Source organism: Alkalihalobacterium sp. APHAB7, assembly GCF_048323755.1.
In the GTDB taxonomy this organism is placed as follows: Bacteria; Bacillota; Bacilli; order Bacillales; family Bacillaceae_F; genus Alkalihalobacterium.
Genome location: NZ_JBLWFS010000012.1, coordinates 97731 through 123996, shown reverse-complemented (window position 1 = coordinate 123996; position 26266 = coordinate 97731). Strand labels below are relative to the sequence as shown.

General features: G+C 35.6%; 27 protein-coding genes. 5 read left to right on the top strand and 22 right to left on the bottom strand.

What is annotated here, in order from left to right:
- The 11 genes from ACNSTQ_RS13570 to ACNSTQ_RS13520 all read right to left on the bottom strand — a co-directional run.
- A partial coding sequence (locus ACNSTQ_RS13570) for an HTH domain-containing protein (RefSeq protein ID WP_418200353.1) occupies window positions 1-193 on the bottom strand: 193 nt, incomplete at its 3' end.
- A gap of 143 nt (window positions 194-336) precedes the next feature.
- Window positions 337-699 carry a response regulator gene (locus tag ACNSTQ_RS13565; RefSeq protein ID WP_418200352.1) on the bottom strand — a complete coding sequence of 121 codons (363 nt, stop codon included), beginning with the start codon at window positions 697-699 and terminating at the stop codon, window positions 337-339.
- Between the two features lie 14 nt (window positions 700-713).
- Entirely contained in the window at window positions 714-1181 is a 468-nt protein-coding gene (locus tag ACNSTQ_RS13560; RefSeq protein WP_418200351.1) for a chemotaxis protein CheW, read from the bottom strand.
- Window positions 1182-1206: 25 nt separating this feature from the next.
- Window positions 1207-3282 (bottom strand): chemotaxis protein CheA, encoded by a 2076-nt coding sequence (locus ACNSTQ_RS13555; protein ID WP_418200350.1) that lies wholly within the window; start codon window positions 3280-3282, stop codon window positions 1207-1209.
- A 490-nt stretch (window positions 3283-3772) separates the two neighbouring features.
- Complete coding sequence (locus tag ACNSTQ_RS13550; protein ID WP_418200349.1) at window positions 3773-4384, bottom strand: FixH family protein; 612 nt, start codon at window positions 4382-4384, stop codon at window positions 3773-3775.
- A 151-nt stretch (window positions 4385-4535) separates the two neighbouring features.
- Window positions 4536-5924 carry a sensor histidine kinase gene (locus tag ACNSTQ_RS13545; RefSeq protein WP_418200348.1) on the bottom strand — a complete coding sequence of 463 codons (1389 nt, stop codon included), beginning with the start codon at window positions 5922-5924 and terminating at the stop codon, window positions 4536-4538.
- Window positions 5921-6607 (bottom strand): response regulator transcription factor, encoded by a 687-nt coding sequence (locus tag ACNSTQ_RS13540; protein ID WP_418200347.1) that lies wholly within the window; start codon window positions 6605-6607, stop codon window positions 5921-5923. The genes ACNSTQ_RS13545 and ACNSTQ_RS13540 overlap by 4 nt, the downstream gene beginning before the upstream one ends.
- Window positions 6600-7583, bottom strand: a complete 984-nt coding sequence (locus tag ACNSTQ_RS13535) for a YncE family protein (RefSeq protein WP_418200346.1) — start codon at window positions 7581-7583, stop codon at window positions 6600-6602. The genes ACNSTQ_RS13540 and ACNSTQ_RS13535 overlap by 8 nt, the downstream gene beginning before the upstream one ends.
- 120 nt (window positions 7584-7703) lie before the next feature.
- A complete protein-coding gene (locus ACNSTQ_RS13530) occupies window positions 7704-8177 on the bottom strand; it encodes a thioredoxin family protein (RefSeq protein ID WP_418200345.1) in 474 nt (157 codons plus the stop codon).
- Window positions 8178-8183: 6 nt separating this feature from the next.
- Window positions 8184-8612 carry a disulfide oxidoreductase gene (locus tag ACNSTQ_RS13525; RefSeq protein ID WP_418200344.1) on the bottom strand — a complete coding sequence of 143 codons (429 nt, stop codon included), beginning with the start codon at window positions 8610-8612 and terminating at the stop codon, window positions 8184-8186.
- Window positions 8613-8788: 176 nt separating this feature from the next.
- The gene (locus tag ACNSTQ_RS13520) at window positions 8789-10267 is read right to left on the bottom strand and encodes a methyl-accepting chemotaxis protein (protein ID WP_418200343.1); all 1479 of its coding nucleotides are present in this window, start codon (window positions 10265-10267) and stop codon (window positions 8789-8791) included.
- A 302-nt stretch (window positions 10268-10569) separates the two neighbouring features.
- On the opposite strand from ACNSTQ_RS13520, the gene ACNSTQ_RS13515 reads away from it, so the two are divergent.
- Entirely contained in the window at window positions 10570-11472 is a 903-nt protein-coding gene (locus ACNSTQ_RS13515; protein ID WP_418200356.1) for an EamA family transporter, read from the top strand.
- 34 nt (window positions 11473-11506) lie between these two features.
- Here ACNSTQ_RS13515 and ACNSTQ_RS13510 read toward each other — a convergent pair whose 3' ends face one another.
- Window positions 11507-12337 carry an HAD family hydrolase gene (locus tag ACNSTQ_RS13510; protein WP_418200342.1) on the bottom strand — a complete coding sequence of 277 codons (831 nt, stop codon included), beginning with the start codon at window positions 12335-12337 and terminating at the stop codon, window positions 11507-11509.
- Window positions 12338-12574: 237 nt separating this feature from the next.
- Between ACNSTQ_RS13510 and phnD the strand changes: the two genes are divergently transcribed.
- The 4 genes from phnD (at window position 12575) to phnE (ACNSTQ_RS13490) (ending at window position 16026) form a co-directional block, all read left to right on the top strand.
- Entirely contained in the window at window positions 12575-13528 is a 954-nt protein-coding gene (gene phnD, locus ACNSTQ_RS13505) for a phosphate/phosphite/phosphonate ABC transporter substrate-binding protein (protein WP_418200341.1), read from the top strand.
- A 137-nt stretch (window positions 13529-13665) separates the two neighbouring features.
- Window positions 13666-14442, top strand: coding sequence for a phosphonate ABC transporter ATP-binding protein (phnC, locus tag ACNSTQ_RS13500; RefSeq protein ID WP_418200340.1), 777 nt, complete (start codon window positions 13666-13668; stop codon window positions 14440-14442).
- Window positions 14435-15226 (top strand): phosphonate ABC transporter, permease protein PhnE, encoded by a 792-nt coding sequence (phnE, locus tag ACNSTQ_RS13495; RefSeq protein WP_418200339.1) that lies wholly within the window; start codon window positions 14435-14437, stop codon window positions 15224-15226. The genes phnC and phnE (ACNSTQ_RS13495) overlap by 8 nt, the downstream gene beginning before the upstream one ends.
- On the top strand, window positions 15226-16026 hold the full coding sequence (phnE, locus tag ACNSTQ_RS13490; protein WP_418200338.1) for a phosphonate ABC transporter, permease protein PhnE: 801 nt from the start codon (window positions 15226-15228) through the stop codon (window positions 16024-16026). Before phnE (ACNSTQ_RS13495) ends, phnE (ACNSTQ_RS13490) begins: the two co-directional genes overlap by 1 nt.
- A gap of 225 nt (window positions 16027-16251) precedes the next feature.
- On the opposite strand, the gene ACNSTQ_RS13485 is transcribed toward phnE (ACNSTQ_RS13490), so the two are convergent.
- The 10 genes from ACNSTQ_RS13485 to ACNSTQ_RS13440 all read right to left on the bottom strand — a co-directional run bounded on the left by ACNSTQ_RS13485 (window position 16252) and on the right by ACNSTQ_RS13440 (window position 26168).
- Window positions 16252-16401, bottom strand: a complete 150-nt coding sequence (locus ACNSTQ_RS13485; protein WP_418200337.1) for a YrzI family small protein — start codon at window positions 16399-16401, stop codon at window positions 16252-16254.
- A gap of 640 nt (window positions 16402-17041) precedes the next feature.
- Window positions 17042-17404, bottom strand: coding sequence for a YisL family protein (locus ACNSTQ_RS13480; protein ID WP_418200336.1), 363 nt, complete (start codon window positions 17402-17404; stop codon window positions 17042-17044).
- 83 nt (window positions 17405-17487) lie between these two features.
- A complete protein-coding gene (locus ACNSTQ_RS13475; RefSeq protein ID WP_418200335.1) occupies window positions 17488-18192 on the bottom strand; it encodes a CBS domain-containing protein in 705 nt (234 codons plus the stop codon).
- Window positions 18193-18309: 117 nt separating this feature from the next.
- Window positions 18310-19935 carry a Na/Pi cotransporter family protein gene (locus ACNSTQ_RS13470; RefSeq protein ID WP_418200334.1) on the bottom strand — a complete coding sequence of 542 codons (1626 nt, stop codon included), beginning with the start codon at window positions 19933-19935 and terminating at the stop codon, window positions 18310-18312.
- 624 nt (window positions 19936-20559) lie between these two features.
- Window positions 20560-21213 carry a phosphate signaling complex protein PhoU gene (phoU, locus tag ACNSTQ_RS13465; protein ID WP_418200333.1) on the bottom strand — a complete coding sequence of 218 codons (654 nt, stop codon included), beginning with the start codon at window positions 21211-21213 and terminating at the stop codon, window positions 20560-20562.
- Between the two features lie 19 nt (window positions 21214-21232).
- Complete coding sequence (pstB, locus tag ACNSTQ_RS13460) at window positions 21233-22066, bottom strand: phosphate ABC transporter ATP-binding protein PstB (RefSeq protein ID WP_418200332.1); 834 nt, start codon at window positions 22064-22066, stop codon at window positions 21233-21235.
- Window positions 22067-22086: 20 nt separating this feature from the next.
- Complete coding sequence (gene pstA, locus ACNSTQ_RS13455) at window positions 22087-22971, bottom strand: phosphate ABC transporter permease PstA (protein WP_418200331.1); 885 nt, start codon at window positions 22969-22971, stop codon at window positions 22087-22089.
- A gap of 1 nt (window position 22972) precedes the next feature.
- Window positions 22973-23902 carry a phosphate ABC transporter permease subunit PstC gene (pstC, locus tag ACNSTQ_RS13450; RefSeq protein WP_418200330.1) on the bottom strand — a complete coding sequence of 310 codons (930 nt, stop codon included), beginning with the start codon at window positions 23900-23902 and terminating at the stop codon, window positions 22973-22975.
- Between the two features lie 142 nt (window positions 23903-24044).
- On the bottom strand, window positions 24045-25064 hold the full coding sequence (locus ACNSTQ_RS13445; protein WP_418200329.1) for a PstS family phosphate ABC transporter substrate-binding protein: 1020 nt from the start codon (window positions 25062-25064) through the stop codon (window positions 24045-24047).
- Window positions 25065-25394: 330 nt separating this feature from the next.
- Complete coding sequence (locus tag ACNSTQ_RS13440; RefSeq protein WP_418200328.1) at window positions 25395-26168, bottom strand: response regulator transcription factor; 774 nt, start codon at window positions 26166-26168, stop codon at window positions 25395-25397.
- Window positions 26169-26266 lie beyond the last annotated feature (98 nt).

Sequence of the window (26266 nt, the reverse complement as noted above, 5' to 3'; positions counted from 1 at the left end):
TCATCCCAATAACTTCAATATCAAAACCATTCTCTTCAAAGATTTTTCTTGGTGTTTTACCCTTTTCGTTCTCAGCGATAAATAAACGTTTAAATCCATCGGTATAAGTAACACCCTTAGAACTAACTGATTTCACGTTTGGGTTACCTGACAATGTCTTAATTTCGCACTCTGTAAATATCTTTTTACTCATTGTACTTTCCCCAATCCCCATTTTTCTTTAATTATACAAAAAAGTACCCTATAGGTAGACTTTTTTTAATGTCTACTCTATAGGGTACAGTTTACTTTGATGCCAGCTTCTTTATTTGTAGTACTATTTCCTCTTAGTCCGAATTATGAATTAGCTACTTTTTGAAGAGCTTCAATTACACGGTCAGCTTGAAATGGCTTAACGATAAAATCTTTTGCACCTGATTGAATTGCATCGATAACCATAGCTTGTTGACCCATCGCAGAACACATAATCACTTTAGCATTTGGATTAATATCTTTGATGTCGCGTAATGCTTCAATACCGTCTTTTTCTGGCATTGTTATATCCATTGTTACAATATCTGGCTTTAACTCTTTGTACTTTTCGACTGCTTCTTGACCATTAGCCGCTTCACCGACAACGTCAAAATCATTTTTAGATAAAATATCTTTAATCATCATTCTCATAAAAGCAGCATCATCTACAACTAAAACAGAAGTCATCTTAACACCTCACACTATTTTTCCTTGCTCAAAATATCAACATTAGTCATTACTTTATCTATATTTAATAATGTAAACAAACGGTTTTCAAGCTTTACGACTCCCCTTAAATAGTCAGCTTCTACACCGCCAACTACTTCAGGAGTAGGTTCGATCTTCTCTAATGGAATATCAATTACATCATTAGCTCCATCTACAATAAAACCAATTTCAATTTCATCTTTAGAAATGACTAGAATTCGTGTAGCATCATCTGATTGTTTAGGTTCGATACCAAATCGTTTCCTTAAGTCGATAATTGGAGTAATAACCCCACGTAAATTCATAACACCTGTAATAAAATGAAATGTTCTAGGAATACGCGTTACGGGTTGCATTCTCTCAATCGATTGAATGTAGTCTACTTCAATTGCATATTCCTCGTCTTTCAACTGAAAAACAATAACTTTTAATTCATTTCCTACTGCACTTTCAACAGACATCCGGGCTTGCCTCCCATCCTTGTAATTACTTAATTAGTGCATTTGTATCAACAATTAAAGCTACTTGACCATTTCCAAGAATGGTTGCTCCTGAAATAGCAAATACATTTGTCAAATAGTTTCCTAATGACTTAAGTACAATATCATGTTGCCCGATTAAAGAGTCAACAACTAGTCCTGCAATTTTATCCCCTTTATGAATAATAACTAAAGAATAAAACTCTTCATCTTCCTCTTGTTCAACAGGAATTTCAAAAATATCTTTTAAGAATACGAGAGGTACCACTTTCCCACGGAAGTCAATCACTTTTTGGTTATGTGCACTATACACTTCCTGTTTGTTAACAATAGCCGTCTCCACAATCGAAGTAAGCGGGATTGCATATTTTTCATCACTAACTTCTATTAACATAACATCAATAATAGAAAGTGTTAACGGTAATTGAATAGAGAAAACAGATCCTTTACCTAACGTTGAATCGACAGTCACTACACCACCTAATGATTCAAAAGTAGACCTAACGACATCAAGACCTACACCACGACCTGAAACATCTGTCACTTTATCAGCTGTACTGAAACCAGCCCTAAATAAAAGACCATAGATTTGCTGATCTGTCATTTTACTTGCTTCTTCTTCAGTAACAACACCATTAGTTAGTGCTTTATTTAAAACTTTATCGCGATTAATACCGGCTCCATCATCTTCAATCTCAATAAACACATTATTTCCACTATGATACGCTTTAAGGACGACCGTCCCTTCTTCTGGTTTACCTAATTCCCTGCGTTTTTCTGGAGTCTCGATTCCGTGATCAATTGAATTACGGATTAAATGAACGAGTGGATCTCCAATTTCATCGATAATCGTTCGATCAAGCTCTGTTTCAGCACCAACAATTTGAAGATTAACTCTTTTATTTAAATCTTTCGACAAGCTGCGAACCATACGTGGAAAGCGGTTAAACACTTGATCGACTGGCATCATTCTCATATTTAAGATAATTTCTTGGAGATCTCCAGAGATTCGAGACATTCTTTCAACCGTTTCATTCAACTCATTATTCTTTAAATCACTCGCAATTTGTTCTAAACGACCGCGATCAATAACTAGTTCTTCAAATAAGTTCATTAAAACATCGAGTCGTTCAATATTCACTCGAATGGTTTTATTTCCGTCTGATCCCGATTTTTTTCCATTCTTTTTTGTTTTATCTTCGGTAGTCGTTTCTTGAGTTTGTTGCACAACTTCTTGCTTATCCACTACTTCAGCTTCTGCTTTAACTTCGCCAGCTTCTTTTTCAGAAGAGGCTTTCTTTAATTCTTCAAGATTTAATGGATGAACTTGTACATCAGTAATTTCTGAAACTTTATTTACTCGCTTAATTATTTCGTCTGCATCAATTTTAGAAATAAATGTGACGACAAATTCTAAGTCAAATTTTTCTTCTTCTAGTTCTTCTGCACTTGGATTCGATTTAATGATTTCACCGACTTGTTCAAGTACTTCAAACACCATGAACACACGTGCAGCTTTCAGCATCGTTCGCTCATCTAAAGAAATTTTTACCTGATACGATTGATATCCTTGTTCTTGTGATTGCGTCAGAACCGTAAGTTCAAACTGATCGTAGGAAACATCAAAAGCTGCTGTTACTGTTCCTTCTTCAAACTCAACTGTATCTGTCATTTCTACAGTAGCTGCAACTTGTGATGGTGCTCCACCTTTTTCAATTTGATCCAGTAACTCTGTCACATTCGAAACATCACGCTTACCTGTTCCACCTGAAGCGATGTCATTAACCATTGCTTCTAAATCATCTACTGCTGCAAAGACAACATCTAAAACAGCTGTTGACGCTTCTAATTTTTGGTTTCTTATTAAATCTAGTACATTTTCCATACAATGTGTTAAATGAGCTAAATCTTCATAACCCATCGTCGCTGCCATACCCTTTAATGTATGTGCGGATCGAAAAATCTCCCCAACAATAGCTAAATTACCAGGTTCATTCTCTAACAATAATAAGTTGTCATTTAATGACTGTAAGTGTTCTTGGCTCTCATCGATAAACACATCTAAGTATTCTGAAGTACTCAAGACTATCTTCACCTCAACATATTAGTCTAACGAAGCTTTGTTATATAAAAATCAGTTCTACAAACTAGATACAACACATTAAAATTCTAAAATTGTAAGTATAGTAAACAATTAAATCATACCATAATATATAGTAAAAAAGTAACATCTAATAGAGCCTACTTATCCATATAATAAACTAATCTTACCTAAGAATATAGTCGAATCAATAAATTTCAGTAAAATAATCACTAAAAAATTGACGAATTCTAGTAGAAAGGGGCCAGACACCGATTTTATTTATTAGCGCTGTTAAAGAGTAGTGTTGATTTTGGACTCATTCCTGAAACCTTCCAGTTCCTGAAAGGCGTGTGAAATGTTAAGTTAAAACAATAACCCCAAAATCAACAGATATCAACAGTATGATTTAACATAGCTTATTTATTAACACATTAAAAAGCTTAGAGAACATCATTCGTTCTCTAAGCTCTTTAACATTCTCTAAACAAGATTAATGGTTATGTTCCTCTTCTTCATCATGGTCATTTTGACGATCGTGTTCATGCCCCTCGTGGTCTTCGTGGTCTTCGTGATCTTGATGATCGCCATCTTCTTTATGTTCTCCATGGTCTCCGTGTTCACCATGACCGTCCATTTTAGTTGTTACCGTATCTGGTTGAGCTGTGATCGCCTCAACATCAACATCCCCTACGACAATCATCTGTTTTTCCATACGGTGCATCGCGCAAGCTGTAACATGATAATAAGCATAATATACGCCATCTTCTTGGAACACCCAGTCCAATGTGTATAAGCCTTCTCCTTGATTTTCAGTTTCTAACATATGGTGGTAGTCTGGATTCGCATGTTCCCATATTTCAAATTGCACGTCATCTGCCTCGTCTACATTAAATCCATCGTGGGTTACATGAGCAGTGAATTGAATGTTTTCTTCACTTTCTACTATTTCTGGATTCCACGTAAAATCTACTTCAATAGGAACCAGTGTATTTTCACACGGGCCACTAGTCACATTAGCTTGTCCATCGTCTTCTGCTTGACCACAAGCTGTCATAAGTCCTAATAATAAAACAGAACCAATAATACTTAACTTCTTTTTCATTTTAATATCTCCTCTATATTCATATAAAGATTTTTTAGATTACTAAACCTTCTTCATAAAGGTTATCGTGATTTTGTGATAAAACTTTGAAATCTCTCAAACAAATCTTTGAACATTTGTGATTAGAAAATGTCCCTATGTCTATCAGTTACTACTCAAGTTCAAATACTGGAATGATGATAGTAACTGCTGTACCTCTTCCAACTGTTGATTCGATCGTGAGTCTGCCACCATGTAGTTTCACAATTTGTTGAACAATTGCTAACCCTAAACCTGTTCCACCTTCCTTTCGAGTCCGCCCTTTATTAACACGATAAAACCGTTCGGTAATTTTCTCTACGTCCTCCTCAGGGATCCCTTCCCCTTTATCAATAATTGAAAGTACGGCTTCATTGTTGATTGAATTGAGAACAACATTAATTTGCCCGTGTTCCTTACTATACCGAATCGCATTATTTAACACATTAGAAATGACTTGAGCTAGTCGGTCTTCGTCACCTTCAACAATAATTTCTTCATCTAATTCCTTCTTAATAGTTACCTTCTTTTCTTTAACATTCCATTCAAATTTCTGGACCACATCTTCAATAACCTGCGCAAAAGGCAACGGTACTTTTGTTATTGGATAGGAGTCACCTTCTAGTTGTGCTAAATCTAACAAATCATGTACAAGCCTACCAATATATGCAGTCTCTTTTTTCATTGTATTAATATATTTTTCTTGTGATATCATTTCTTCTTCAAAGGCTTCTGTATACCCTTTCATATAACTAATCGGTGTTCGCAGTTCATGGGAAACATTAGAAAGCAACTCTCTTCGCTTTAACTCTACTTGTTCAAGTGAAGAGGACATGCGATTAATAGACGTGGCTAATTGGCCCAGTTCATCTTTTCTATTGATATTTGCACGTTTAGAGAAATCCCCATCTGCCATCTGGTTAGTTACTTCCATCATCTGTTCAATCGGATGAATAAAATAACCTGTAATTTTCCGCGTAACGACGCTAATAAAAATGAGTGTGAGTAATACCAATCCGATAAGAATAAAGCGGATCGACTCAAACGGCTCATAAACTGTAGCTAAAGGCATATATAAAAATAGGGCAGCTTCTAGTCCGTTAATGCCCTCAATAGGAATAACTACTGCTACTATATCTTGAGCAAACCTAGGGTGTTCACGGATTAATACGAGGGTTTCACCTTTTAATAACACTTGACGCTCTTCAAACGTAATTAAAGTTTCTTCAATTTCGATTTCAAATGGTAGTCCGCCACTTAATAACATTGGGTCTTTCGTAAAAATAACATTCGCTTCTAACACAGTATCCAGCCATACAATTTGGTCGATGAATTCATCCTCTGAAAACTGATCATATTGTGAAACAACAGCTTGTCCGTGATGTTGTAATAACGAGATCTGTTTTTCAACATAAAACTTTTCGTATAAAAAGTACGTCAATACGAAAATCGCTATTACAGTTAAGGAAATGAGCAGTATAAAGGACATCCATATCCGTTGCTTTAATCCGCTCTTCTTCATTCATTGTCTCCTTCAAATTTGTATCCTACACCCCAAACCGTCTTTAAGCATTCACCAAACTTCCCTAATTTAATTCGCAGAGTTTTAATATGTGTATCAACCGTTCGAAACGTTCCTTTCTCGTAATCCATTCCCCAAACATAGTCATGAATTTGTTCTCGACTAAAAACCATCTTTTCATGTTCAACGAGATATAAAAGCAAATCATACTCTTTTCTCGTCAATGTCACTTTTTGTTCATCTACCATAACGGTTCTTCCTTCAAGATCAATCGCAAGACCATCGAACCGTATAACAGAAGGCTTTTTCGTCGTTAGTTCTACCCGACGGAGTTGTGCTTCAATTCTAGCTACCAATTCTTTAGGACTAAAAGGCTTAACCACATAATCATCTGCACCAATTTTCAGTCCTTGAACGCGATCCATTTCTCCGCCTTTTGCCGTGAGCATAATAATGGGCACTGTCCATTTTTCCCTTATTTTTTCACATGCTGTATATCCGTCCATCGTCGGCATCATAACGTCCAAAACAATTAAATCTACTTTTCCTCGCTGCAATAAAGGAAATATATCAATTCCATCATAAGCTCGTAATACATAATAATTTTCCTTTATTAAGTAAGAAGAAACTAACTCGACTAATTCTTTTTCATCATCAACAACTAATATCGTTTTTTTACTCATTTTCAAACGCTCCTATAGAAACTCCAAATGGTCCAGCAGCTAATTTGATTTCCTTAACTACTTCATAAGTATGACGATCGATAACTGATAACACATTACCATCTAAGCCTGTAACAAAAAGGTGTTGTAACGAGGCGCTCATATAATGCGGATTATCGCCGACAACAACTCGTTCCTTAACTTCATATGTGTTACGATCAATCGCATACAAATCACTGGACCCATGACATAACACATAAAAATGATCTCCTGCCATATCATCGTAAATAAAGATTGGCATTAGGCCTACATGTATTTCTTCTACTTTTTCACCTGTAAACGGATTATACGCCTCAATGCTTTCATTCCAATTCGTAAAGTGACCATGGCCTGCTACCCATAGATAATGGCCGTCATATAATAAATCAGTCGGCAATTCTAACACAGGGAAGATTAACTCTACTTCATTGTTTAAACGATTAATGACTGTTACAGTCGGTGTTTCTCCACTGCTAAGGACAAAAATAAATTCTCCATTTTCATCTAAATTAGCTTGAATTGGATTCGATCCAACATCAATGGAGACGAGCTTTTGTTTATTTTCTAATTGATAGACATGTAATTGATGCTCTTTCGCGTCTGTAATATATAAAAGTTGTTCTTTCTCATCAACGTTCATACTTGTAATTCCTTGTCCAAATTCAAGTAACGTTTCAATTCGTCCTGAATGTAAATCGACCAGTAATACTTCATCTTCCAGCTTCCCAGCAATAGCCACTTGATTCGGTCCGATCGTTTCAAGCGAATGAATTTGAAATGGAAACTCTTCCGAATAAACCACCTCGTACGACTCCAAATCAATAAAACTAAGCTTTTTATCTTTTAGATGTGTCACCATTACGAGCGGCTGTTTGTCAGGAAGTGACAGGTGAAGTTGTTGACAGCCTGTTAAAACAAACAAGAAAAGCAAAACAGCTAATACTACTTTTTTCTTCATTTTCATCACCTATTTTATACAGTAATCGTTTCATAGTGTTAAGGTATCATCCATTTGTGATGAGTTTGTGAAATCAATAAAAAGAGACTAACGTCTACTGTTAGTCTCCCCTGATTTACCTTAGTTTAAAGCCTTTACTTGTTCAAACCAAGAACGATATTCTTCTTCTGAATATAAACCTTCCACTCTTCCAAGTTCTTGTCCATTCTCATAATGAACAATCGTCGGTGTTGATTGGATATTGTGCTCTGACCAACCTTCATTAAACTCCAGAAGGTTATATAGTTTCAAGTCTATTCCCATGTCCGCAGTCATCGGTACAATAATTGGAGATACTTCTACACATGCAGGACATGTTGGCTGATAAAAGTACACCGTCATACTTTCCCCAGCTTCTAAAGATGCTTTAAGTTCATCTGGTAAAATAATGTTTTGATAATTCGGATCATCTAATTGATTGATTGTTGCCTGGTTAAGATTAGACTTTCCATATGGATTTCCTTCAACCTTTTTACTCGTTGAAGCATTATTTACAACCGCTAGAGCCGCAAAAATCGCAACAACGACGACTATAAAAATAATGATTTTCTTCATCGGCCTCTATCTCCCCTGATTTGTTTTTAAAATAACGACGCTAATTACAAAAATAATCGTAAAACCAACTAAAGCTAAAAACGGAATCGTAATAAATCCTAACCAATTAATATATTGACCTGCACACGGAATCAGCCCGCACGAATCGAGTTCTGTCATCGCTGGCACTTTTTGCAATAGATAATGATAAAAAGCAATGATTAAGCCAAATCCTGAGAATACTGCAGAATATAAGGCTTGCTTTGTATCCTTTTTCACAACACCTATCCCTAATATGATGACGATAGGATACATGAAGATGCGTTGATACCAGCAGAGTTCACATGGAATATAACCGAGTATTTCTGAAAAATACAAACTGCCAATCGTAGCAATTAATGAAACTCCCCATGCTGCAAATAGAAGATTTTCGTTTTGTTTTATGCGATTTTTCATCGTTCACCCTCGTTAAGTTTATTAGTAGCTAAACTCTATTCCTAATAGTACAAAAAAAAGAGACATTCAGCAATCAAACACTTCTATATAATAATAGGAAAATATGAATAAAATATGAAACTACACCTAACTTATGTTAAATATCATAAAAAAAGAGAAAGGTAGCCCCTTTCTCTTTACTCATTGACTAGTTCATTTAATTCTCTTGTTAATCCTTCCAATTCTTTAAAGCTATCAATAATCTCGACAATATATTGGTGTTGCTCTTCTACACTCGCAAAAACTTCTTCAACCATCGCACTCGACTCTTGGGTTACATTCGTAACTTCAGATAATTCACCTGAGATCTTATTAGAAGCATTTTCTAGAAGAAGAACCATTTCCTCTAATTTTTGACTAAACGAGACCACTTCTTTGGTATTACGTAAAATTTCATTAAAGCTTACTTCTGTATCTTCCGTTACTTTTATACTTTCCCCAACAATTTCTTCGCCTTTTTGAACTTCTTCTGTTACTTTTTCGGTTTTTGTTTTAATATCTTGTAGGATCGATTCAATTTCTTTTGTAGACCGTTGTGAATCTTCAGCTAAACGTTTTACTTCATTTGCAACGACAACAAAACCTCGTCCATGTTCCCCGGCCCTTGCCGCTTCAATCGATGCATTAAGTGCAAGTAAGTTTGTTTGGTTTGAAATATCGCTTATAGTTGTTAAGATTGTACTAATTTTTTGGCTTTGTTCATTTAAGTCCTTCATAACAACAGCTGCTGAAGTAATCACAGATTGAACATTATCCATCGTTCGACTTAACTCATTCACTTGCTCATTGCCTTTATTCGTATGGTTGAGCGTTTCATTCGCAATGTTCTTGGCAGATTGTGTTAGTGAGGAAACATTTTGAACAGCAGTATTCTTATCACTCATTGACTCATTAATATCACTGACAGTTGAAGCTTGTGTTTCTACTCCTCTAGCCACTTCGGAAAAAGTTGACGTTAAGTCCGTTGAAACTTTTTGTGTGGCTTCAATATTCGTTTTCACTTGTTGACTAAACTCTGTAATGACATTCACAGAATTCGTCACTTTCGCTAGCAACTGATCTACTTTTTGTTTACCTAGTAATGCTTCTTCTCCTTTTAATTGCACATCCTTTTGCATATTTTCACCAATACGAGCTTGAGCAATTAAAACCCCCGTAATAATAATGACAAATACATTTAATGAAATGAGAATATTATTTTCTTGCCCAATAAACATGCTGTCTCTCAGTGTAAAGAAGAAATAATTCGTTAACAATAACCCTATTGCCCCAGATAAAGCTATCGAGCGGTAATTGTGGAATAACGTAATAAATACAAGTCCTATGTAAACCATTAAGTAATTCGAAAGTTTCGGTGAGGTTACTCCCATGACAAAAGTTAACACACCAAGACCAACCGCAATAAAATATTGTAAAGAATACGGCATCAATTTTTTGTAGGCCATGATTGAAAAAAAGATAGATAGAGACATACCCGTAATAGTATAGGCAATAATACCTCCCAAAGGTACGTCACTAATGAAGTTACTTATTAACCCAAGAATAAAGGCTCCCCAAAGGAGATTCGATACAAGTTTATTCCTTTTTCCATATACTTCTTTATCTATAATTGACATATAAGTGCCCCCTTAGCTCTGCTGAAGTATTTTATGAATGAATATTCATTCATAAAATACTTTGTTTACATACATTTTTTAGTAAAATAGTATTATTACTAATAGTTTACAAAAATTCTGACTACTAGACAACTACTATTTTCCAACATGTGAGTAGTATTTATTATAACTATTGGGCTTCGGCTGCTAAGTAGGCAGTTTCTCTCCGATTCTTTGTACAAATCAAATATCACAGAACAATTTTCACTTGATCAATTTTTCAGCCTTCGATAAGATAAACTCGTTACGAAAAGGAGTTAAATATATTGAAATTAAAATATTCGTTATATGTTTTTATTGGAGCATGCAGTTATGGAATACTTTCCACTTTTGTGAAACTTGCCTATGACCAAGGATTTATCCACCGTGAAGTAATTGGCAGTCAATTTCTAGTCGGATGGTTACTATTATTATTGTTATTCTTGTTCATTCGAAAGCAAAATGTATCTCGAAACCATTTCTTCCTATTACTTGGTGCTGGAACGACAACGAGTTTAACAGGTATTTTTTATTATTTAGCTTTAGAAACAATACCCGCTTCGTTAGCCATCATTTTATTATTTCAATTCACATGGATTGGCGTGCTCATTGAAGCGGTCACTGATCGAAAGTGGCCTTCAAAAACAAAATTAATTTCTATTGCCATTATCCTACTCGGAACATTTCTTGCAGCAGGACCTCTATTACAATTGACAGGGGAATTCACACTTACAGGTGTCGTTTACGGGTTAATTGCAGCCTTTGCATTTGCCTGGTTTATTTTCTTAAGTGGAAAAGTAGCGGTATCTGTTCATCCAATGACAAGAAGTTTTCTGTTTATCACAGGTGCTATGCTCTTAACGCTTATTCTGTTTCCACCCACTTTTCTAATAAGCAGTGCGATACAAGATGGTCTATGGATCTATGCTCTACCATTAGGGTTTTTTGGATTAGTGTTACCAACGATTTTATTTGCAGTCGGTGTACCCAAAATCGGTACAGGATTAGGAACGATACTCGGGGCTGCCGAATTACCGACAGCTGTTATTATGTCAGTGCTCGTTTTAAAAGAATATGTCTCTCTTCTACAATGGATTGGTGTCCTTTTAATCTTAATGGCTATAATCTATTCACAGTATCAAAACCTAATTACTGAACTTACAAAACGGAAAAAGCTAGAGACTTAATGAATAGGTCTCTAGCTTTTATGTATCTACTATTTTACTTAAAACATTCTGAGATTTTTTTAACAATTTGTAGAGTATTCGTTTGAATTAGATCTGTTTTATGTGGTTGTATGTAAATAGCTTTCATCCCAAGTAAAAGGGCAGGAGCGATTTCATTAATAAAATTATCTCCAATAGAGATTACCTCTTTTTCTTTCACATCGTACTGATCCATTAAATGTCTGAAAATATCAACCGTAAAAGATGGCTTTCTTGCAGATGAAACAATATGTGTAAATACGTCAAGAAGATCTAATTCTTTTAGTAGCCTTAACACATCTTCTTTATCACTATTTGTCAGTAAGACAGTTGTCTTCCCTTGTTCTTGTAATTCAATGATCCACTTTTTTAAACCAGAAATAGCTTGAAGTTCAAAAGATTCAGTAACCATAAATTCCTTAGTTGCTAAATAACTGCTATAACAATCATCTATTCCATAATGTTTAGCTACAGTAAAAGGAAGCCACCAACCATCTCCTATGGCCACAATATTTTCAAAATCAAAGTTTATTTGATTTTGAAAATGAACTTTTGTCTGTTCTTCACCCCAAACCGTACCGTCCCACTCTTCCACTTTTGTTACCGTCAACTTCAGCGGATCAATTGAAAGAAGAACATCACGGTTTACATCATAGGCTTTACCAATTTGAACGACATGGTCCCCGGCTTTCGCTTGTTCATATTCTTGATAAAAATTGTCTTGAACATCATTAGCCAGTTTATTCATTAAATGTCTCGCATAATAGTCAAAGTGCTCTGTACCTTCGTAAAGTGTTCCGTCCAAATCAAAAATAATCAATTGACTATCCATAAAAATGTGTTCCATTCTATTCACCTCGAAAAAATTATATTAGAAAATGATTACAAACAAATATATTACCTAATATACAGGTTTCGCTCATGAAGTAAACCATTCTATTGTAAATCTAGTGTAAATTTCGTTAAGATACGAATAATTATTTTAAGAAAGTTTAAAGATGTTCGTACTACCTATAGATTTTTTTAGAATTATGTTGCATAATGACAAAGTACTACAAATTATCCATAGAGGTGAAAAAAAACAATGAAGAAAATTTATTCATTCGTGTTAGCAGTAGCAATGAGCGTTGCACTAGTTGGTTGTGGAACAGCTGATGAAACACCTGCTCCAGAAGAAACAACTGGTGGCGACACACCAGAAACTACTGAAGAAGTTGCAAATGCAGATTTACCTAGCGAGATCGTTATGGGATTTGTTCCATCTCAAGACTCGGCTAACATCGCAGACACAGTTGCCCCACTTGCAGACCGTCTTTCGGCTGAGTTAGGTGTAACCGTTCGTGGTGAAGTTATGACAAACTACACAGCATTAGTTGAAGCAATGGGTAATGACCAAGTACATATTGGTTTCATTCCAGCTTTCGGTTATGTTTTAGCAACTGACCGTTATGACAACATTGAAGCTGTTCTAAAATCAATTCGTCACGGTAGCTCTACGTATAAAGCTCAATACACAGTTCGTACAGATTCAGACATTCAGTCAATTGAAGATTTAGAAGGAAAAGTTTGGGCATTCCCTGACCTTGCTTCTACAAGTGGTTACTTATTCCCTGCTGCACAACTAGTTAATGAATTTGGTGTTGATTCAGAGAACATCGCTGGTTTCTTTTCTGATATGATCCAATCTGGTGGACATGATAACGCATTAATTCAAGTACTAGAAGGAAATGCAGATGTTGCAACAACTTTCGATGATGCTCGTACAGCAATTGAAGGAGACTACCCTGAAGCTATGACAGATCTTCGTGTACTTGGTTACACTGCTGAAATTCCAAACGACACAATCTCTTTAAATACTAACCTACCTGAAGAGTTAAGAGACGCTATCGTTGCAGCATTTATGGCATTTAACGATGACGAAGAAATGTTAACAATTATGGATGAAGTTTATAACTGGACTGGTATTGATACAGCTTCTGATAGCGATTACGATGTAGTTCGTGAAACAGCTGCCGTTTTCCCAGACATGTTAAAATAATCTAACAAGGTATTAAACTATTAAAAAATGTATTAGGGGAGAAGTTAACTTCTCCCCTCCTCTTATGTCCTATTTAAATAGAACATAAGAAGAGGGGGCAAATACCTTCTACAAAGCCAACGAAATGAGGGAAAGAAATGATCGAGTTTAAAGACGTATCACTTGTCTATCCTAATGGTACGCAAGGATTAAAAAATGTAAATCTTAAAATAAATCAAGGTGAGTTTGTTGTTATTGTTGGTTTGTCTGGTGCAGGAAAATCAACTCTTATTCGAAGTATGAACCGTCTTGTTACACCTACAGATGGTGAATTACTCATTGATAACGATGATATTCTAAAATACAACCAGCGTAAGCTAAGAAAACTTCGTACTGAAGTAGGAATGATCTTTCAAAACTACAATCTAGTAAAACGTTCAACTGTAATGAAAAATGTTATTTCTGGTCGTTTAGGCCATACAGGTACGATTGCTAGTTTACTAAACATCTTTCCTAAGGAAGCCGTTTCACTAGCCTATCGCAGCCTTGAGCGTGTCAACATTGCTGAAAAAGTATATAGTCGTGCAGATCAATTAAGTGGTGGACAACAACAACGTGTAGCTATTGCCCGCGTGCTTACTCAACAACCTAAAATTATTCTTGCAGATGAGCCCGTTGCGAGTCTTGATCCACCTACTTCACATCAGGTAATGACATATTTGCGTAAAGTAAACAAAGAAGACAATATAACCACAATCGTTAATCTTCACTTTATCGATATGGCGATGGAATATGCTGATCGTATTATTGGAATGCGTGCAGGAGAAGTAGTATTTGATGGACCTGCTAGTAAAGTATCTGAACAAACATTTGAGGAGATTTATGGTCGAAAAATTCGAGAGGATGACCTTGTAGGAGGTCAAGACGATGAGTAATCCTGAAATAAAAAGCGTTGTTTCCTCAAGAGCGAAGCTACGAATGACAATTATTCTCATAGCTATCGTCGGTGTGTATATTTACACATCTTGGGCTACACGTTCAACACCCGTAGACCTTATTAAGGGTTGGGGCGGTTTTCAGCGAATTTTAACTGATTTGTTCCCACCAAACTGGTCTTATGCACCACAAGTTTGGGACAAACTAGCCGAAACGATCCATATGGCAATTATAGCAACAACTCTTGCAGCAATTGTTAGTATTCCAATTTTCTTATTATCAGCAGCAAATCTATTCCCTAGTCCTTGGATCCACCAACCTGTACGTTTTATTATGAATGTCTTACGTACAATACCAGACATCTTACTCGCAATTATTTTCGTTGGTATTTTCGGTGTAGGTGTTTTCCCTGGGATTATCGCTCTATTTATTTTTTCTTTAGGGCTTCTCGCAAAATTAATGTACGAGACAATCGAAGCCATTGATATGAATCCACTGGATGCTATTCGTGCATCGGGAGGAAATACGCTTCAAGTAATCTGGTATGCGGTACTTCCGCAAGTATTACCACAATTCGTCTCCTTTAGCTTGTATGTTTTTGAAGTAAACGTTCGTGCCTCAACTGTTTTAGGATTTGTCGGCGCTGGTGGTATCGGCTTATTACTTCAGCAACAAATAAGTTTCTTCAATTACCCGAGAGTCATGACGATTATTTTAATCATTTTCTTAGCTGTAATCATCATTGACTACATTAGTAATAAGATAAGGGAGAGAATTGTCTAATGGAACTAATTATGCCACCGAAGAAAAAACGTTCGGTTAAAAAGATTATTCGTAACATTCTTATTGCAATTGCTCTCATCGCGCTATATACATGGACTTTTGTTTCCATTGATATTCGTTGGGAGCGCATTTTCAGTCAACAAACGATTAACAATTTTGGTCGAGTCATTCCACAACTATTTTCACCAGATTGGAGTGCCTTTCCAAAAGTCATGGGCTTAATGTGGCAAACATTACAAATGGCTTACACAGGTACACTTCTAGCTGCCATTTTAGCCATTCCTTTTGGTTTCTTTGCCGCTAGTAATATGGTCAAGAACAAAGTATTAAACAATCTTTCTAAAGGGGCTTTAAACGGGATCCGTGCGTTTCCTGAGTTAGTACTTGCGTTAATGTTCGTTGCTGCTGTTGGTCCACGACCGTTTGCCGGAGTTTTAGCCATTGCAATCGGTTCGATTGGAATGCTTGGGAAACTATATTCTGAAGTCATTGAATCAATTGACATGCATGTCGTTGAAGCACTTCAAGCTAATGGGGCGAATCGAATTCAGGTTCTTTTCTACGGAGTATTACCTCAGATTATTCCTGAGTTTTTATCGTATGCGATCTATCGATTTGAAATTGATGTCCGTGCCTCTACGATTTTAGGGATTATCGGTGCCGGGGGGATCGGTACTTTAATTACTATTTCCATTGCAAATCGTAAATGGGATGAAGTAGGAATGATTTTACTTGTCATTATTGTCGTCGTAACGATTATTGACACAATCAGTGCACAAATTCGAAAACGTATTGTTTAGAGAAAAGCGATTGCACCCGTTTTGCGGTGTATGGACTGGAGCACTCCGTATGAGATAAAGAAAACACGTAGAGCGCTAGCGATACGATGTTGCCTTATCGTAAGGAGGAGATCGAAGTCCACTAGACGCAGGGTGCATCAGCTAGACAAGGAGAAAGCGATTGCACCCGTTTTGCGGTGTAATAGTAAAAGAGCGTTCATTATTGAACGCTCTTTTACTATTATATTAGAGATACTGACGCATATGTCGATAACGGTCAATTGTATCTTGCATACGTTTTTCACTTTTTTCGCGGTTGTGATATTTTTCAATATCACTTCCCACACGATTACGCTTAGTAATCGTAATGGTGAAAAATAAAAACTGAATCGTCATAAATATTGCCTCCTTTTCATTAGAACATGATTAGGTGAGGCCTTTCACCTTTTCATACCAGTTAATTACAGCACATTGTACAATCATCATTGTTATTACCTCCTTTTTAATATTTTATAAGTCAAAATATATAGAAAAAGCCACAGGTCGGCCTCTGACCTGTGGCTTTCTATAGCATAATAAAGAAAAATATACACTACATCGAAAACACTCTATAAGTAGGAACCAAACGTATGATAAAAGTATTCAATTGTAATTTCATTGATTTTCCAACTCTCATCATTGTGTTCAGCCCCTTTCTTTTAATAGTTAATATTCTTTACAAAGGAAATTATAACCAATTAAATTGCATTTGTAAATATCTAATTTGTTAAATAGGTGTTAATTTTCAAAACAGTTAAACTCCAACGGTACATCATATTCTAATTATATGCCTTATTTTAACAAGTTCTTCTTAAATAACCTGTATTCGTAAACTTTGTTGCTAAAGCGTGAAGAACCAAACTTTCGCTTGGTTACGGTCCAATAGCTAAAAGCTACAATCTATTAGAAAAGAGCCTTAAAATAAGAAACTGTAAACTGAAGCAACACCCTTCCCCAATAAAAAAACAGACCCCACATTGGAGTCTGCTTCATGCAATTAGAACGTAATTACTTTGAATCCCATTAGAACGACAAGGACTAACGTAGCAACAAACATTATCCAATAGTACGGTCCTTTGCCTGCTAATGTATCTTTTTTCGTACGAACTAAAATCATTTCCATAAAGTATATTAAAGAGATAGCTAAAATACCTTTTAATACGAATGTGAATACAAAATTCCACTGAATTAATAGTCCAATTCCTGTAAGAACCATAATCACGTAGAAAAGGCGTAAAATCATATGAACGATTTTTGCCCCTTTTTCTTTATTGGCTTTGATTAAGAAATAAGCAATAAAAAATAATAACACTGTGATTGCCCATGAACTCGAATGGGTATGTAATAAACCTGTATACATGTTATCCTCCTACAATATATAATTTATAATCCTCTACCATTATAATATAACGTCGACAATAAACCAAAAAAATTCACTTTTTTTTATGGAATACGAATAGCATCAAATGGAGTTACAATCCCAAGTAATGGGTCATTCGGATTCCCATTTTCCGTAATCAAAACGGCCTCAAGTCGTGTAACCTTTTTATCGATATGGTGTAGAAATAATTCTTTTACATCGTATATCGATTTATTCACACAAACAAACTTCACATTATTCATATGTTTTTCATAGATAATAACATCTGAAAGCTTTACCTTATCCACTTCGAAAGCAAATTGATCACGATGATGTGCGAGCCATGCGGTTATACCGTAATTGGTAAGCAAACATTTGAATTTCCCATTTTCATATATTGGGAATTGCGTATAGGCATGTCGTTCAATCGTTCCTAATACGGTTTCTAACGGATCGTCGATATTAAATGTCTTGACTTGTCGTTTATACTTCGGAATAACCATCTCAGGACTAATTAATTCCCGATGAACTTTTTCAATCATTTGAACAACCTCACGATGAGGCTCTGCAATGACAAAATCAGGTGCTGTTTGTTCATGAACGATGACATTTCTAAGTTCCGCAAATTTCTTTAAATCCATTTCGTATTTTGCAATCAGTGGATGTTTCTTTTTAGCGCCATCAATCATTCGTGAGAAAGAAAAATGACGATGCATGTTTAGTTGATCTTTTAATGCCTTTTCAATTGAATTAAATGCTGCCAAAAATCGATCAGCGTTTTCCCCCATATCTGTTACAACTCCTATCACTTTCATGCTGATAGTATACTATTCGATAAAAAGTTGTAAGTTCCTGTCGAAAATGAAAAGACTGACAAAATAATTGTCAGCCTCAATTTATAAATTTTATTCATCTTCGCCGATTACATCTTCAGCAATGTTCACCGCATGGTCTCCAATACGTTCTAAGTTACTTACAATATCAACATACACGATACCAGCTTGTCCTGAACATCTGCCTTCATTTAGACGTATAATATGTTTTTTACGCAGATCACGTTCCATTTTATCAATTCGTTCTTCTTTCTCAAGTACAGACTTAGCTTCTTCAATATCATGTGTTTCTAAAGCTTTAATCGACTGTCTTAGAGTAGATAGAGTTAACTCAAACATTTCATCCAAGTCTTGAATTGCTGTATCAGAAAACTTCACTTTATTTGTGATTTGATAATCAACTAATTCCATAATATTTTCCATATGATCTCCAATTCGTTCAAAATCACGGATCGAACTCATAAGTGTTGAATGAAGCTTTGAATCTTGAGCTGATAACGAATGAGACGACAACTTAACAAGATAATCTGTAATTTTGCGATCTAAATTGTTAATAGCGTCTTCAAACTGAGGAACTAGTTCCCCGTGCTTCTTTTGATGTGTTTTCAAATATAAACTGGTCTCTAGAAGTCCTTTTTCAGCTAATTCAGCCATTCTCAATATCTCTTTTTGTCCTTGTCCTAAAGCAATGGCTGGTGATTGTCTAATAAAGGCTTCATCTAAGTGAACGGCTTTGTACTCTACAGCTGAATCTTTTCCAGGGATGAGCTTTACAACAATCCACGCTAGCACTGCAATAAACGGTAATTGGATTAAAGTATTCGAAACGTTGAAAATACCGTGTGCAAAAGCGATTGTCATTTCAGGGTTAAGCTGCCATTCTCTTTGAATAGTTTCAACTAAATAAGTAAACGGAACTAATAATATTAAAACAAGAATTGTACCGATAAGGTTAAAAATAACATGTGTAGCAGCAGCACGTTTAGCCGCTATAGATGCACCGATTGCTGCTAACACTGCAGTAATCGTTGTCCCAATATTATCACCAAATAATACAGGTAAAGCTGCATTTAAATCCATCGCACCTTGTGCATAAAGGGTTTGTAACAAGCCAATTGAAGCGGATGAACTTTGCACTGCGACTGTAAAAATGGTTCCAATTAGTACTCCTAATAACGGGTTTTCACTCATACTAACCGTTAAATCTGCAAATGCTTGTACATCACGAATGGGCTTTAAGCCATCTCCCATTAATTTCAAACCATAAAATAATGCACCAAAACCAAAAACAACTTGACCATAATTATTTACTTTTCGATTTTTAAAGAAGAAAATGAGAAATGCACCTAAAGCTATAATTGGTAACGCATAGTCAGTAATTTTAATACCGATAATGAAAGCAGTAACCGTCGTACCAATATTTGCTCCTAAGATGACTCCTATGGCTTGTTGTAATGTCATAAAGCCAGCATTTACTAATCCAATGGTTAATACGGTAGTACCTGAACTAGTTTGCAATAGAACAGTTACAAATATCCCTGCAAATACACCCATTACTGGATTAGTCGTGAAGCGATCTAGGATATCTCTAAGTCCATCTCCAGCAATTTTCTGAAGTCCATCCCCCATTGATTTAATACCGAATAAAAAGATACCCAAACCACCGAAAAACACAAAGAGTATTGTTTGTAAATCCAACTGAAAATCATCCCTTCAAAGTAATTATATCCCCTTCGACAATTCTCTACAAAAAGAACCCCCCATCAATACTAAGGAATTATTAAGAGATTGTAAATATTAATTAATGTAAAGTTTTTGTAAAGTTTATTTATTATTTTACTTTGTTCTTGACATAGCTCATTTTAAAAGGGCTTTACTATTGTTTCCAGATGGATGTGTATGTATGAAAATTTTTTAAATTAATGGGTCGAAAGATTGAAATGAAAATAATCATACCTATGTCTAGAGCTGTTTGGCTATTCTATTACTTTTTTCAACATGAGGAATATAACCTTTCCTAAAGCTGAATATATTCGTTATCCGAAACAACCATCTACATTCCCCGTTACAAACGTATCTCATGTCAGTTGCTATTTATCAAATGATTTATCAGTATGGCGGATGGTAATTTCAATCGGATCATTTACCTACATGGATGGACAATGAAGATATTGGGAGAGCTCTAGCAAAAGAAAAAGGAGCCTCTGTCAGTGATATCTTCACTTTCAAAGGCTCCTTCATCCATATATATACCTTAAACCTTACCCTACTCGATACCCATATTGAACAGTGTTTTTACATGAGGACAGTTTTAGCAATTGTTCAATTCAAATCAAAATACTGTCCGTTGACTTCATACACAATACATTCAGCTAAATTAGTAGCATAGTCAGCAATTCGTTCAATATAGCGACCAATGAACGCCAAGTTAATGAGTGTCTCTACATGATTTTGGCTATCCTGTATTTTAAATAAGTTTTGTATGAATTCAGCATACATTTTGTCAACAGTATCATCCAGAATCGCAATTTTTTGAGCTTTTAGAACATCACTATGGTAGTAGGCTGCAAGTGCACTTGAGAGCATTTCAGTCGCTCTCTCCGAAATAGCAATTAGGTGATCCCGATAGATATCAAGCTCAGACGGCTTAACACGTTTTCCGACTTTCGCAATATCAACGGCCAGATCTCCTATTCTTTCCAAATCACTTGAAATTTTTAGAGAGACAATTAGTTTACGTAAATCTGATGCTACGGGTTGCTGTTTCGCTATGAGTAAAGTGACACTCTCATTGATTTGAAGCTCAAATTGATTAATCTTTTGATCATTTTGAATCACAGCTGCCATTCCTTCTTGATCATTATTTTTAAAGCTATCAAGGGAATATTGAAGTGCCATTTCAACGACCTGACCCATCTCTAATATTTTGGACTTAATATCCTTTAGTTCACTTTCAAAACTTCCTCGTATTATCATTTTTTTCACTTCACTTTCATTATCCGAAGCGACCAGTAATGTAATCCTCCGTTCGCTTATCAGAAGGGTTTGAAAAGATTTTACTAGTCTGATCATATTCTACCAATTCACCAGTTAAAAAGAATGCCGTTTTATCTGAAATACGAGCGGCTTGCTGCATGTTGTGAGTAACAATTACAATGCTGTAATCTTTTTTCAGTTGCTGTACTAATTCCTCAACTTTAAGGGTAGATATTGGGTCAAGGGCAGATGTCGGTTCATCCATTAAAATAACATCTGGTTCGATGGCTAAACATCTTGCAATACAAATACGTTGTTGTTGACCTCCAGATAAACCGTACGCGTTTTCATGGAGACGATCTTTAACCTCATCCCAGATCGCTGCTCCACGCAAGCTTTTTTCAACAATCTCTTTTAAGATTTTTTTATCCCTGATCCCATGAATTTTAGGACCATACGCAACATTTTCAAAAATTGACTTCGGGAATGGGTTAGGTTTTTGAAATACCATTCCTACACGTGTTCTTAGTTCTTCTACACCATAGGATCTGTCAAGAATATTTCGATCTCTGTATAATATCTCACCAGAAATCTTAACTGATGAAACTAATTCAACCATTCGGTTTAGTGTCTTAATATAGGTTGATTTCCCACAACCTGAAGGTCCAATAATAGCAGTTACTTCATTTTCATAAATGGGAAGATTAATATTCTTCAGTGCTTGATCTTTTCCATACCAAAGATTTAAGTCTTTCGTATTGTAGACAACCTTTTTATTTTCTTTAGGAGAATCCCCTGTTTCTCCTTCTTTATTAACCTTATTGTAATCTACTGAAATTGAAATAGATGACATCTTACATACCCCCATATTAATCAGTATCTATTCTGAAATTTGTTACGAATAATAATTGCGATCGAGTTCATAATAAACAAAACGATTAACAAAACAAGAATGGTAGCAGCAGCTAAATTCGCATACTCGTCTACTAGTACTGCATCAATTGTCCAGTAATAGATTTGCATCGGTAAAGCTGTAAAACTGTCAAATATACTACCTGGAATTGGAATGAGTAATGCTGGTATTCCGATAACAACTAACGGTGCTGTTTCACCGATAGCTCTTGATAAAGCTAAGATCGTTCCTGTTAGTATACCTGGCAGTGAAGATGGTAAAACAATGTTCTTAATCGTTTGCCACTTCGTAGCGCCCATCCCATAGGATGCTTCTCTGAGGTATGATGGTACAGAACGGATCGCCTCTTGGCTGGCAACAACGACAATGGGTAAAACGAGTAAAGCCATCGTTAACCCACCGGCAATAATACTAGGTCCAAAACCAAATGTCCTTACAAATACTGTTAGACCGAGTAAACCAAATACTATAGATGGAACTCCAGCTAAGTTGGTAATGTTTGTCTGAATAAAAGAAGAAAGTTTCCCTTTTTTTGCATATTCCTCTAAATAAATAGCTGTTCCTACCCCAAGTATCATCGTCACTGGACCTACAATCAACATGAGCCATAACGTACCAACAATAGCTCCTTTAATACCCGCACGCTCTGCACTAGTAGAAAGCTTGTTCGTTAGGAACTCAAAGTTCAACCACCCAATACTTTCTACAAATACACGGTATAAAAGGATGGCTAGAACAACTAGCCCAAATAATGTCGATAATAAAAACAAATACTTAAGGAGGTTATTTAAGAGTAATCTCGATTTCATCTTCTTCTGAACGATTTCAGTTTCTATATACTTCATTTTAATAAACCTCCCTATATTTGCGAGAGATATATCTTGCAAGCAAGTTCATCAATAACGTAAATACGAAAAGAGTCATGGCTACCGCATATAAGCTGTAATAAGCTGTTGTTCCAGCCGCAGCATCACCACTTGTGACTTCTACAATATAAGCTGTCATAGTCTGCATCGATTGTGTAATATCAAATGTTAAATTTTTTGAACTACCGCTTGCAATAGTAACGATCATCGTTTCTCCAATCGCACGTGAGATTCCTAGTACGAACGAAGCTACGATACCAGAAATTGCAGCAGGGATAACAACACGAAATGTCACTTCTAACTTAGTTGATCCCATTGCTAATGCCCCTTCTCTCATAGCATTTGGGACTGAGTTCATAGCATCTTCCGATAATGAAGCTACCATTGGAATAATCATAATTCCCATTACAATACCAGGGCTTAGAACGTTTGTTGCCTGTAATGCAGGGATGAACTCTCTTAAAAGTGGAGTTACAAATGTAAATGCAAAGAAACCATAAACTATTGTTGGTATTCCTGCTAAAACTTCAATAAGTGGTTTTAATACTTTTCTTGTATTTTCAGAAGCATATTCACTTAAGAAAATGGCTGTAGTTAATCCAATTGGAATAGCTACAAGCATAGCAATTAGTGAACTCATTAGTGTACCGACTAATAATGGCAAGATACTAAATTTTGGTTCAACTGGACTTAATGGTCTTAATTCTTTACTTGTAAAAAACTCGATAAATGAAACGGCTTTGAAGAATAGAGTTGTTTCATATATTAATGTAAAGACAATACCTACGGTTGTTAATATCGAAATAAGTGCTGCCCCAAAAAGAAGAACGGGAATAACTTTTCCAGTCACCTTATTAACACTCATCGTTTTATTATTTTTCTGTATTAACTCTCTTACACTAACAGCCATTTAAAACTGTCCCCTTTCGAACGATTCCTTGTTTCAACAATTACAGGAAAATAAACCCTTTCGTATCTTTAAATGATATAAGATGAGGAGATGCTTTCCTCCTCATCTTATATTCCTTTAATAAGGACTTAGCCTACATTAATTATTTAATAGATTGTACAAATTCCAGGTTAGCTTTTAACTCTTCCTCTGGAAGTGGAGCAAATCCAGTCTCACCAGCGAAGTCGTTAGCTGCAGTAAAGATATACTCAGCAAAAGCCTTTACTTGAGCTTTTTCTTTAGCAGCATTAATGCTTAAGTTTGTAAATACAGGACGTGTGAATGGTCCATACTCACCATCTTCTTCAATAGTGTCTAAAGAAGGTGCTACTGGTCCGTTACCAAAGTCAACTGCTACAGCTTTAATTTTGTCAGTGTTGTTAGCATAGTAACCATAACCAAAGAAAGCAATTGCGTTTTTATCTTCAGAAACTAGACTTACTAATGTTGAATATTCTTGTTGAAGGTTAATTGTTTTAACTAAATCTTGTTTTTCAATAATTACATCTACAAAGAATTCATTTGTTCCGTGGTTTTCGTTTGGTCCGTAGAAGTTAATTTGCTCTTCAGGCCATTCAGAACGAATGTCTGACCACATTACAACATCATCTTCTTTGATGTTTCCTGTAACGAACATCGTTTTAATTTCTTCTTCAGTCATTTCTCCAGCCCAGTCATTTTCCGGGTGAATAACCATTGTTAAACCATCTAATGCTACTTTAAATTCTTTAGATTCGATATTGTTAGCTTCTAATTCTGCAACCTCTTCGTCTTTAATTCCACGAGATGCGTTAGCGAGATCAACTTCACCTACTACATACTTCTTCATTCCTGCACTTGTACCAGCACGGCTAACTTCAACACTCACTTTTTCTTGCTCGTTTAACATAAATTCTTCAGCAAGGCGAGCCATTAATGGGAAAACTGTTCCAGACCCATCAATTAGTACTGAACCAGATAATTCTTCTACTTGCTCTTGTTTAGGATCTGCATCATTATTGTTACTGTCATTAGATGATGAACCACCAGTCTCAGTATTTGAACCACTAGATCCACAAGCTGTAGCAAAAAGCATCATTGAAGCCATTCCTAAAGTTAAAGCTGAACGTTTAAAAAATTTCATTAATATTTCCCCCTAAGAGTTAACTTTTTTTTGATTAGTTTAAATTATCGATAGAATGGTTAAATCGTTTGGAAACCCTCTACCATCCCTCCTCAGCGCGCTTGTGTTACTTACTACGTTTCTAAGAATACTCTCAATCTATTAACTTGATATGAATAAATTGTAAACCTTTTGTAAAGATCATCTTTTTAATCGATTTACATTTCGACACATTTGCGGTAAAGGCCTGATCATTCAACATTTTTCTTGTTCTTTTATTGAAAAATGTACCAATTATTTTTTCGAAAATAAATAAAAAAGCTGCTGACTTCTAGTCAACAGCCTTTAAACTCATATAATTACAACCCAACCAAAACTTAAAACCTTTGAGCTCATGTCTTGAAGCATATAACCGACATTTCTAACGGTTTTAATGTACTTTTTTTCACTATGGGAAGGTTCTATTTTACTGCGAATACGATTAATAAACACGTCTATGATCCGATGGTCGCCTGTCTCCTCATAACCACGAATGGCAGTCAATAATTTTTTTCGAGACACTGCCTTCCCACGATACTCATACAAAAACATAAGGATTTCAAATTCCTTTTGAGTTAATTCAATTGGTTCTTTTTTATAATATACAGTATAACTATCAGGAAATATATCAATATCTCCTATCGTTAGTTTACGGTTTTTCTTCTGATAAGAAACGACTTCAGCAGGGTTTTTGCTTTCACCTAAGCCTACTTGCGCTCTTCGTAAAATGGCTTTTATTTTGGCTACAAGCTTTTTGGAATGAACTGGCTTTGCATAATAAGCATCTGCACCAAGTTCTAAGCCCAGTACGGCATCTAACTCATGGAAATGATCTGATAATAGAATAATTGGTGTCCAATTCTTTTCTTCATAACGCATGTGACGACAGAGATCCATTCCATCAATTTCTGGGGCATGTATTTCCGAAATAATAGTTACTGGCTTCTTTACTTTTATTAGTTCAACAGCTTCTTTATAGTGTGATGCAGTCTCTAAACCATATCCAACTTCTTCAAGTCGGTACCGTAATGTCTTGATGAGAGATTGATCAGTGGAAATTAATAGGATGTCATTCCCATTCACCATTTATTCCCTCCCAAACACCCTAATAATCAGTCGTGGTGTCTTTTTTATTTTATTATACATGATTAATGTAAATTTTCTGTTAAATTTTATAGATCCAG

Coding starts and splice junctions, on each gene's coding strand:
- ACNSTQ_RS13565 (WP_418200352.1), bottom strand. CDS start 699: ATGACTTCTGTTTTAGTTGTAGATGATGCTGCTTTTATGAGAATGATG.
- ACNSTQ_RS13560 (WP_418200351.1), bottom strand. CDS start 1,181: ATGTCTGTTGAAAGTGCAGTAGGAAATGAATTAAAAGTTATTGTTTTT.
- ACNSTQ_RS13550 (WP_418200349.1), bottom strand. CDS start 4,384: ATGAAAAAGAAGTTAAGTATTATTGGTTCTGTTTTATTATTAGGACTT.
- ACNSTQ_RS13545 (WP_418200348.1), bottom strand. CDS start 5,924: ATGAAGAAGAGCGGATTAAAGCAACGGATATGGATGTCCTTTATACTG.
- ACNSTQ_RS13540 (WP_418200347.1), bottom strand. CDS start 6,607: ATGAGTAAAAAAACGATATTAGTTGTTGATGATGAAAAAGAATTAGTC.
- ACNSTQ_RS13535 (WP_418200346.1), bottom strand. CDS start 7,583: ATGAAGAAAAAAGTAGTATTAGCTGTTTTGCTTTTCTTGTTTGTTTTA.
- ACNSTQ_RS13530 (WP_418200345.1), bottom strand. CDS start 8,177: ATGAAGAAAATCATTATTTTTATAGTCGTCGTTGTTGCGATTTTTGCG.
- ACNSTQ_RS13525 (WP_418200344.1), bottom strand. CDS start 8,612: ATGAAAAATCGCATAAAACAAAACGAAAATCTTCTATTTGCAGCATGG.
- ACNSTQ_RS13520 (WP_418200343.1), bottom strand. CDS start 10,267: ATGTCAATTATAGATAAAGAAGTATATGGAAAAAGGAATAAACTTGTA.
- ACNSTQ_RS13510 (WP_418200342.1), bottom strand. CDS start 12,337: ATGGAACACATTTTTATGGATAGTCAATTGATTATTTTTGATTTGGAC.
- phnD (WP_418200341.1), top strand. CDS start 12,575: ATGAAGAAAATTTATTCATTCGTGTTAGCAGTAGCAATGAGCGTTGCA.
- phnC (WP_418200340.1), top strand. CDS start 13,666: ATGATCGAGTTTAAAGACGTATCACTTGTCTATCCTAATGGTACGCAA.
- phnE (WP_418200339.1), top strand. CDS start 14,435: ATGAGTAATCCTGAAATAAAAAGCGTTGTTTCCTCAAGAGCGAAGCTA.
- phnE (WP_418200338.1), top strand. CDS start 15,226: ATGGAACTAATTATGCCACCGAAGAAAAAACGTTCGGTTAAAAAGATT.
- ACNSTQ_RS13485 (WP_418200337.1), bottom strand. CDS start 16,401: ATGACGATTCAGTTTTTATTTTTCACCATTACGATTACTAAGCGTAAT.
- ACNSTQ_RS13480 (WP_418200336.1), bottom strand. CDS start 17,404: ATGTATACAGGTTTATTACATACCCATTCGAGTTCATGGGCAATCACA.
- ACNSTQ_RS13475 (WP_418200335.1), bottom strand. CDS start 18,192: ATGGGGGAAAACGCTGATCGATTTTTGGCAGCATTTAATTCAATTGAA.
- phoU (WP_418200333.1), bottom strand. CDS start 21,213: ATGATAATACGAGGAAGTTTTGAAAGTGAACTAAAGGATATTAAGTCC.
- pstB (WP_418200332.1), bottom strand. CDS start 22,066: ATGTCATCTATTTCAATTTCAGTAGATTACAATAAGGTTAATAAAGAA.
- pstA (WP_418200331.1), bottom strand. CDS start 22,971: ATGAAGTATATAGAAACTGAAATCGTTCAGAAGAAGATGAAATCGAGA.
- pstC (WP_418200330.1), bottom strand. CDS start 23,902: ATGGCTGTTAGTGTAAGAGAGTTAATACAGAAAAATAATAAAACGATG.
- ACNSTQ_RS13445 (WP_418200329.1), bottom strand. CDS start 25,064: ATGAAATTTTTTAAACGTTCAGCTTTAACTTTAGGAATGGCTTCAATG.
- ACNSTQ_RS13440 (WP_418200328.1), bottom strand. CDS start 26,168: ATGGTGAATGGGAATGACATCCTATTAATTTCCACTGATCAATCTCTC.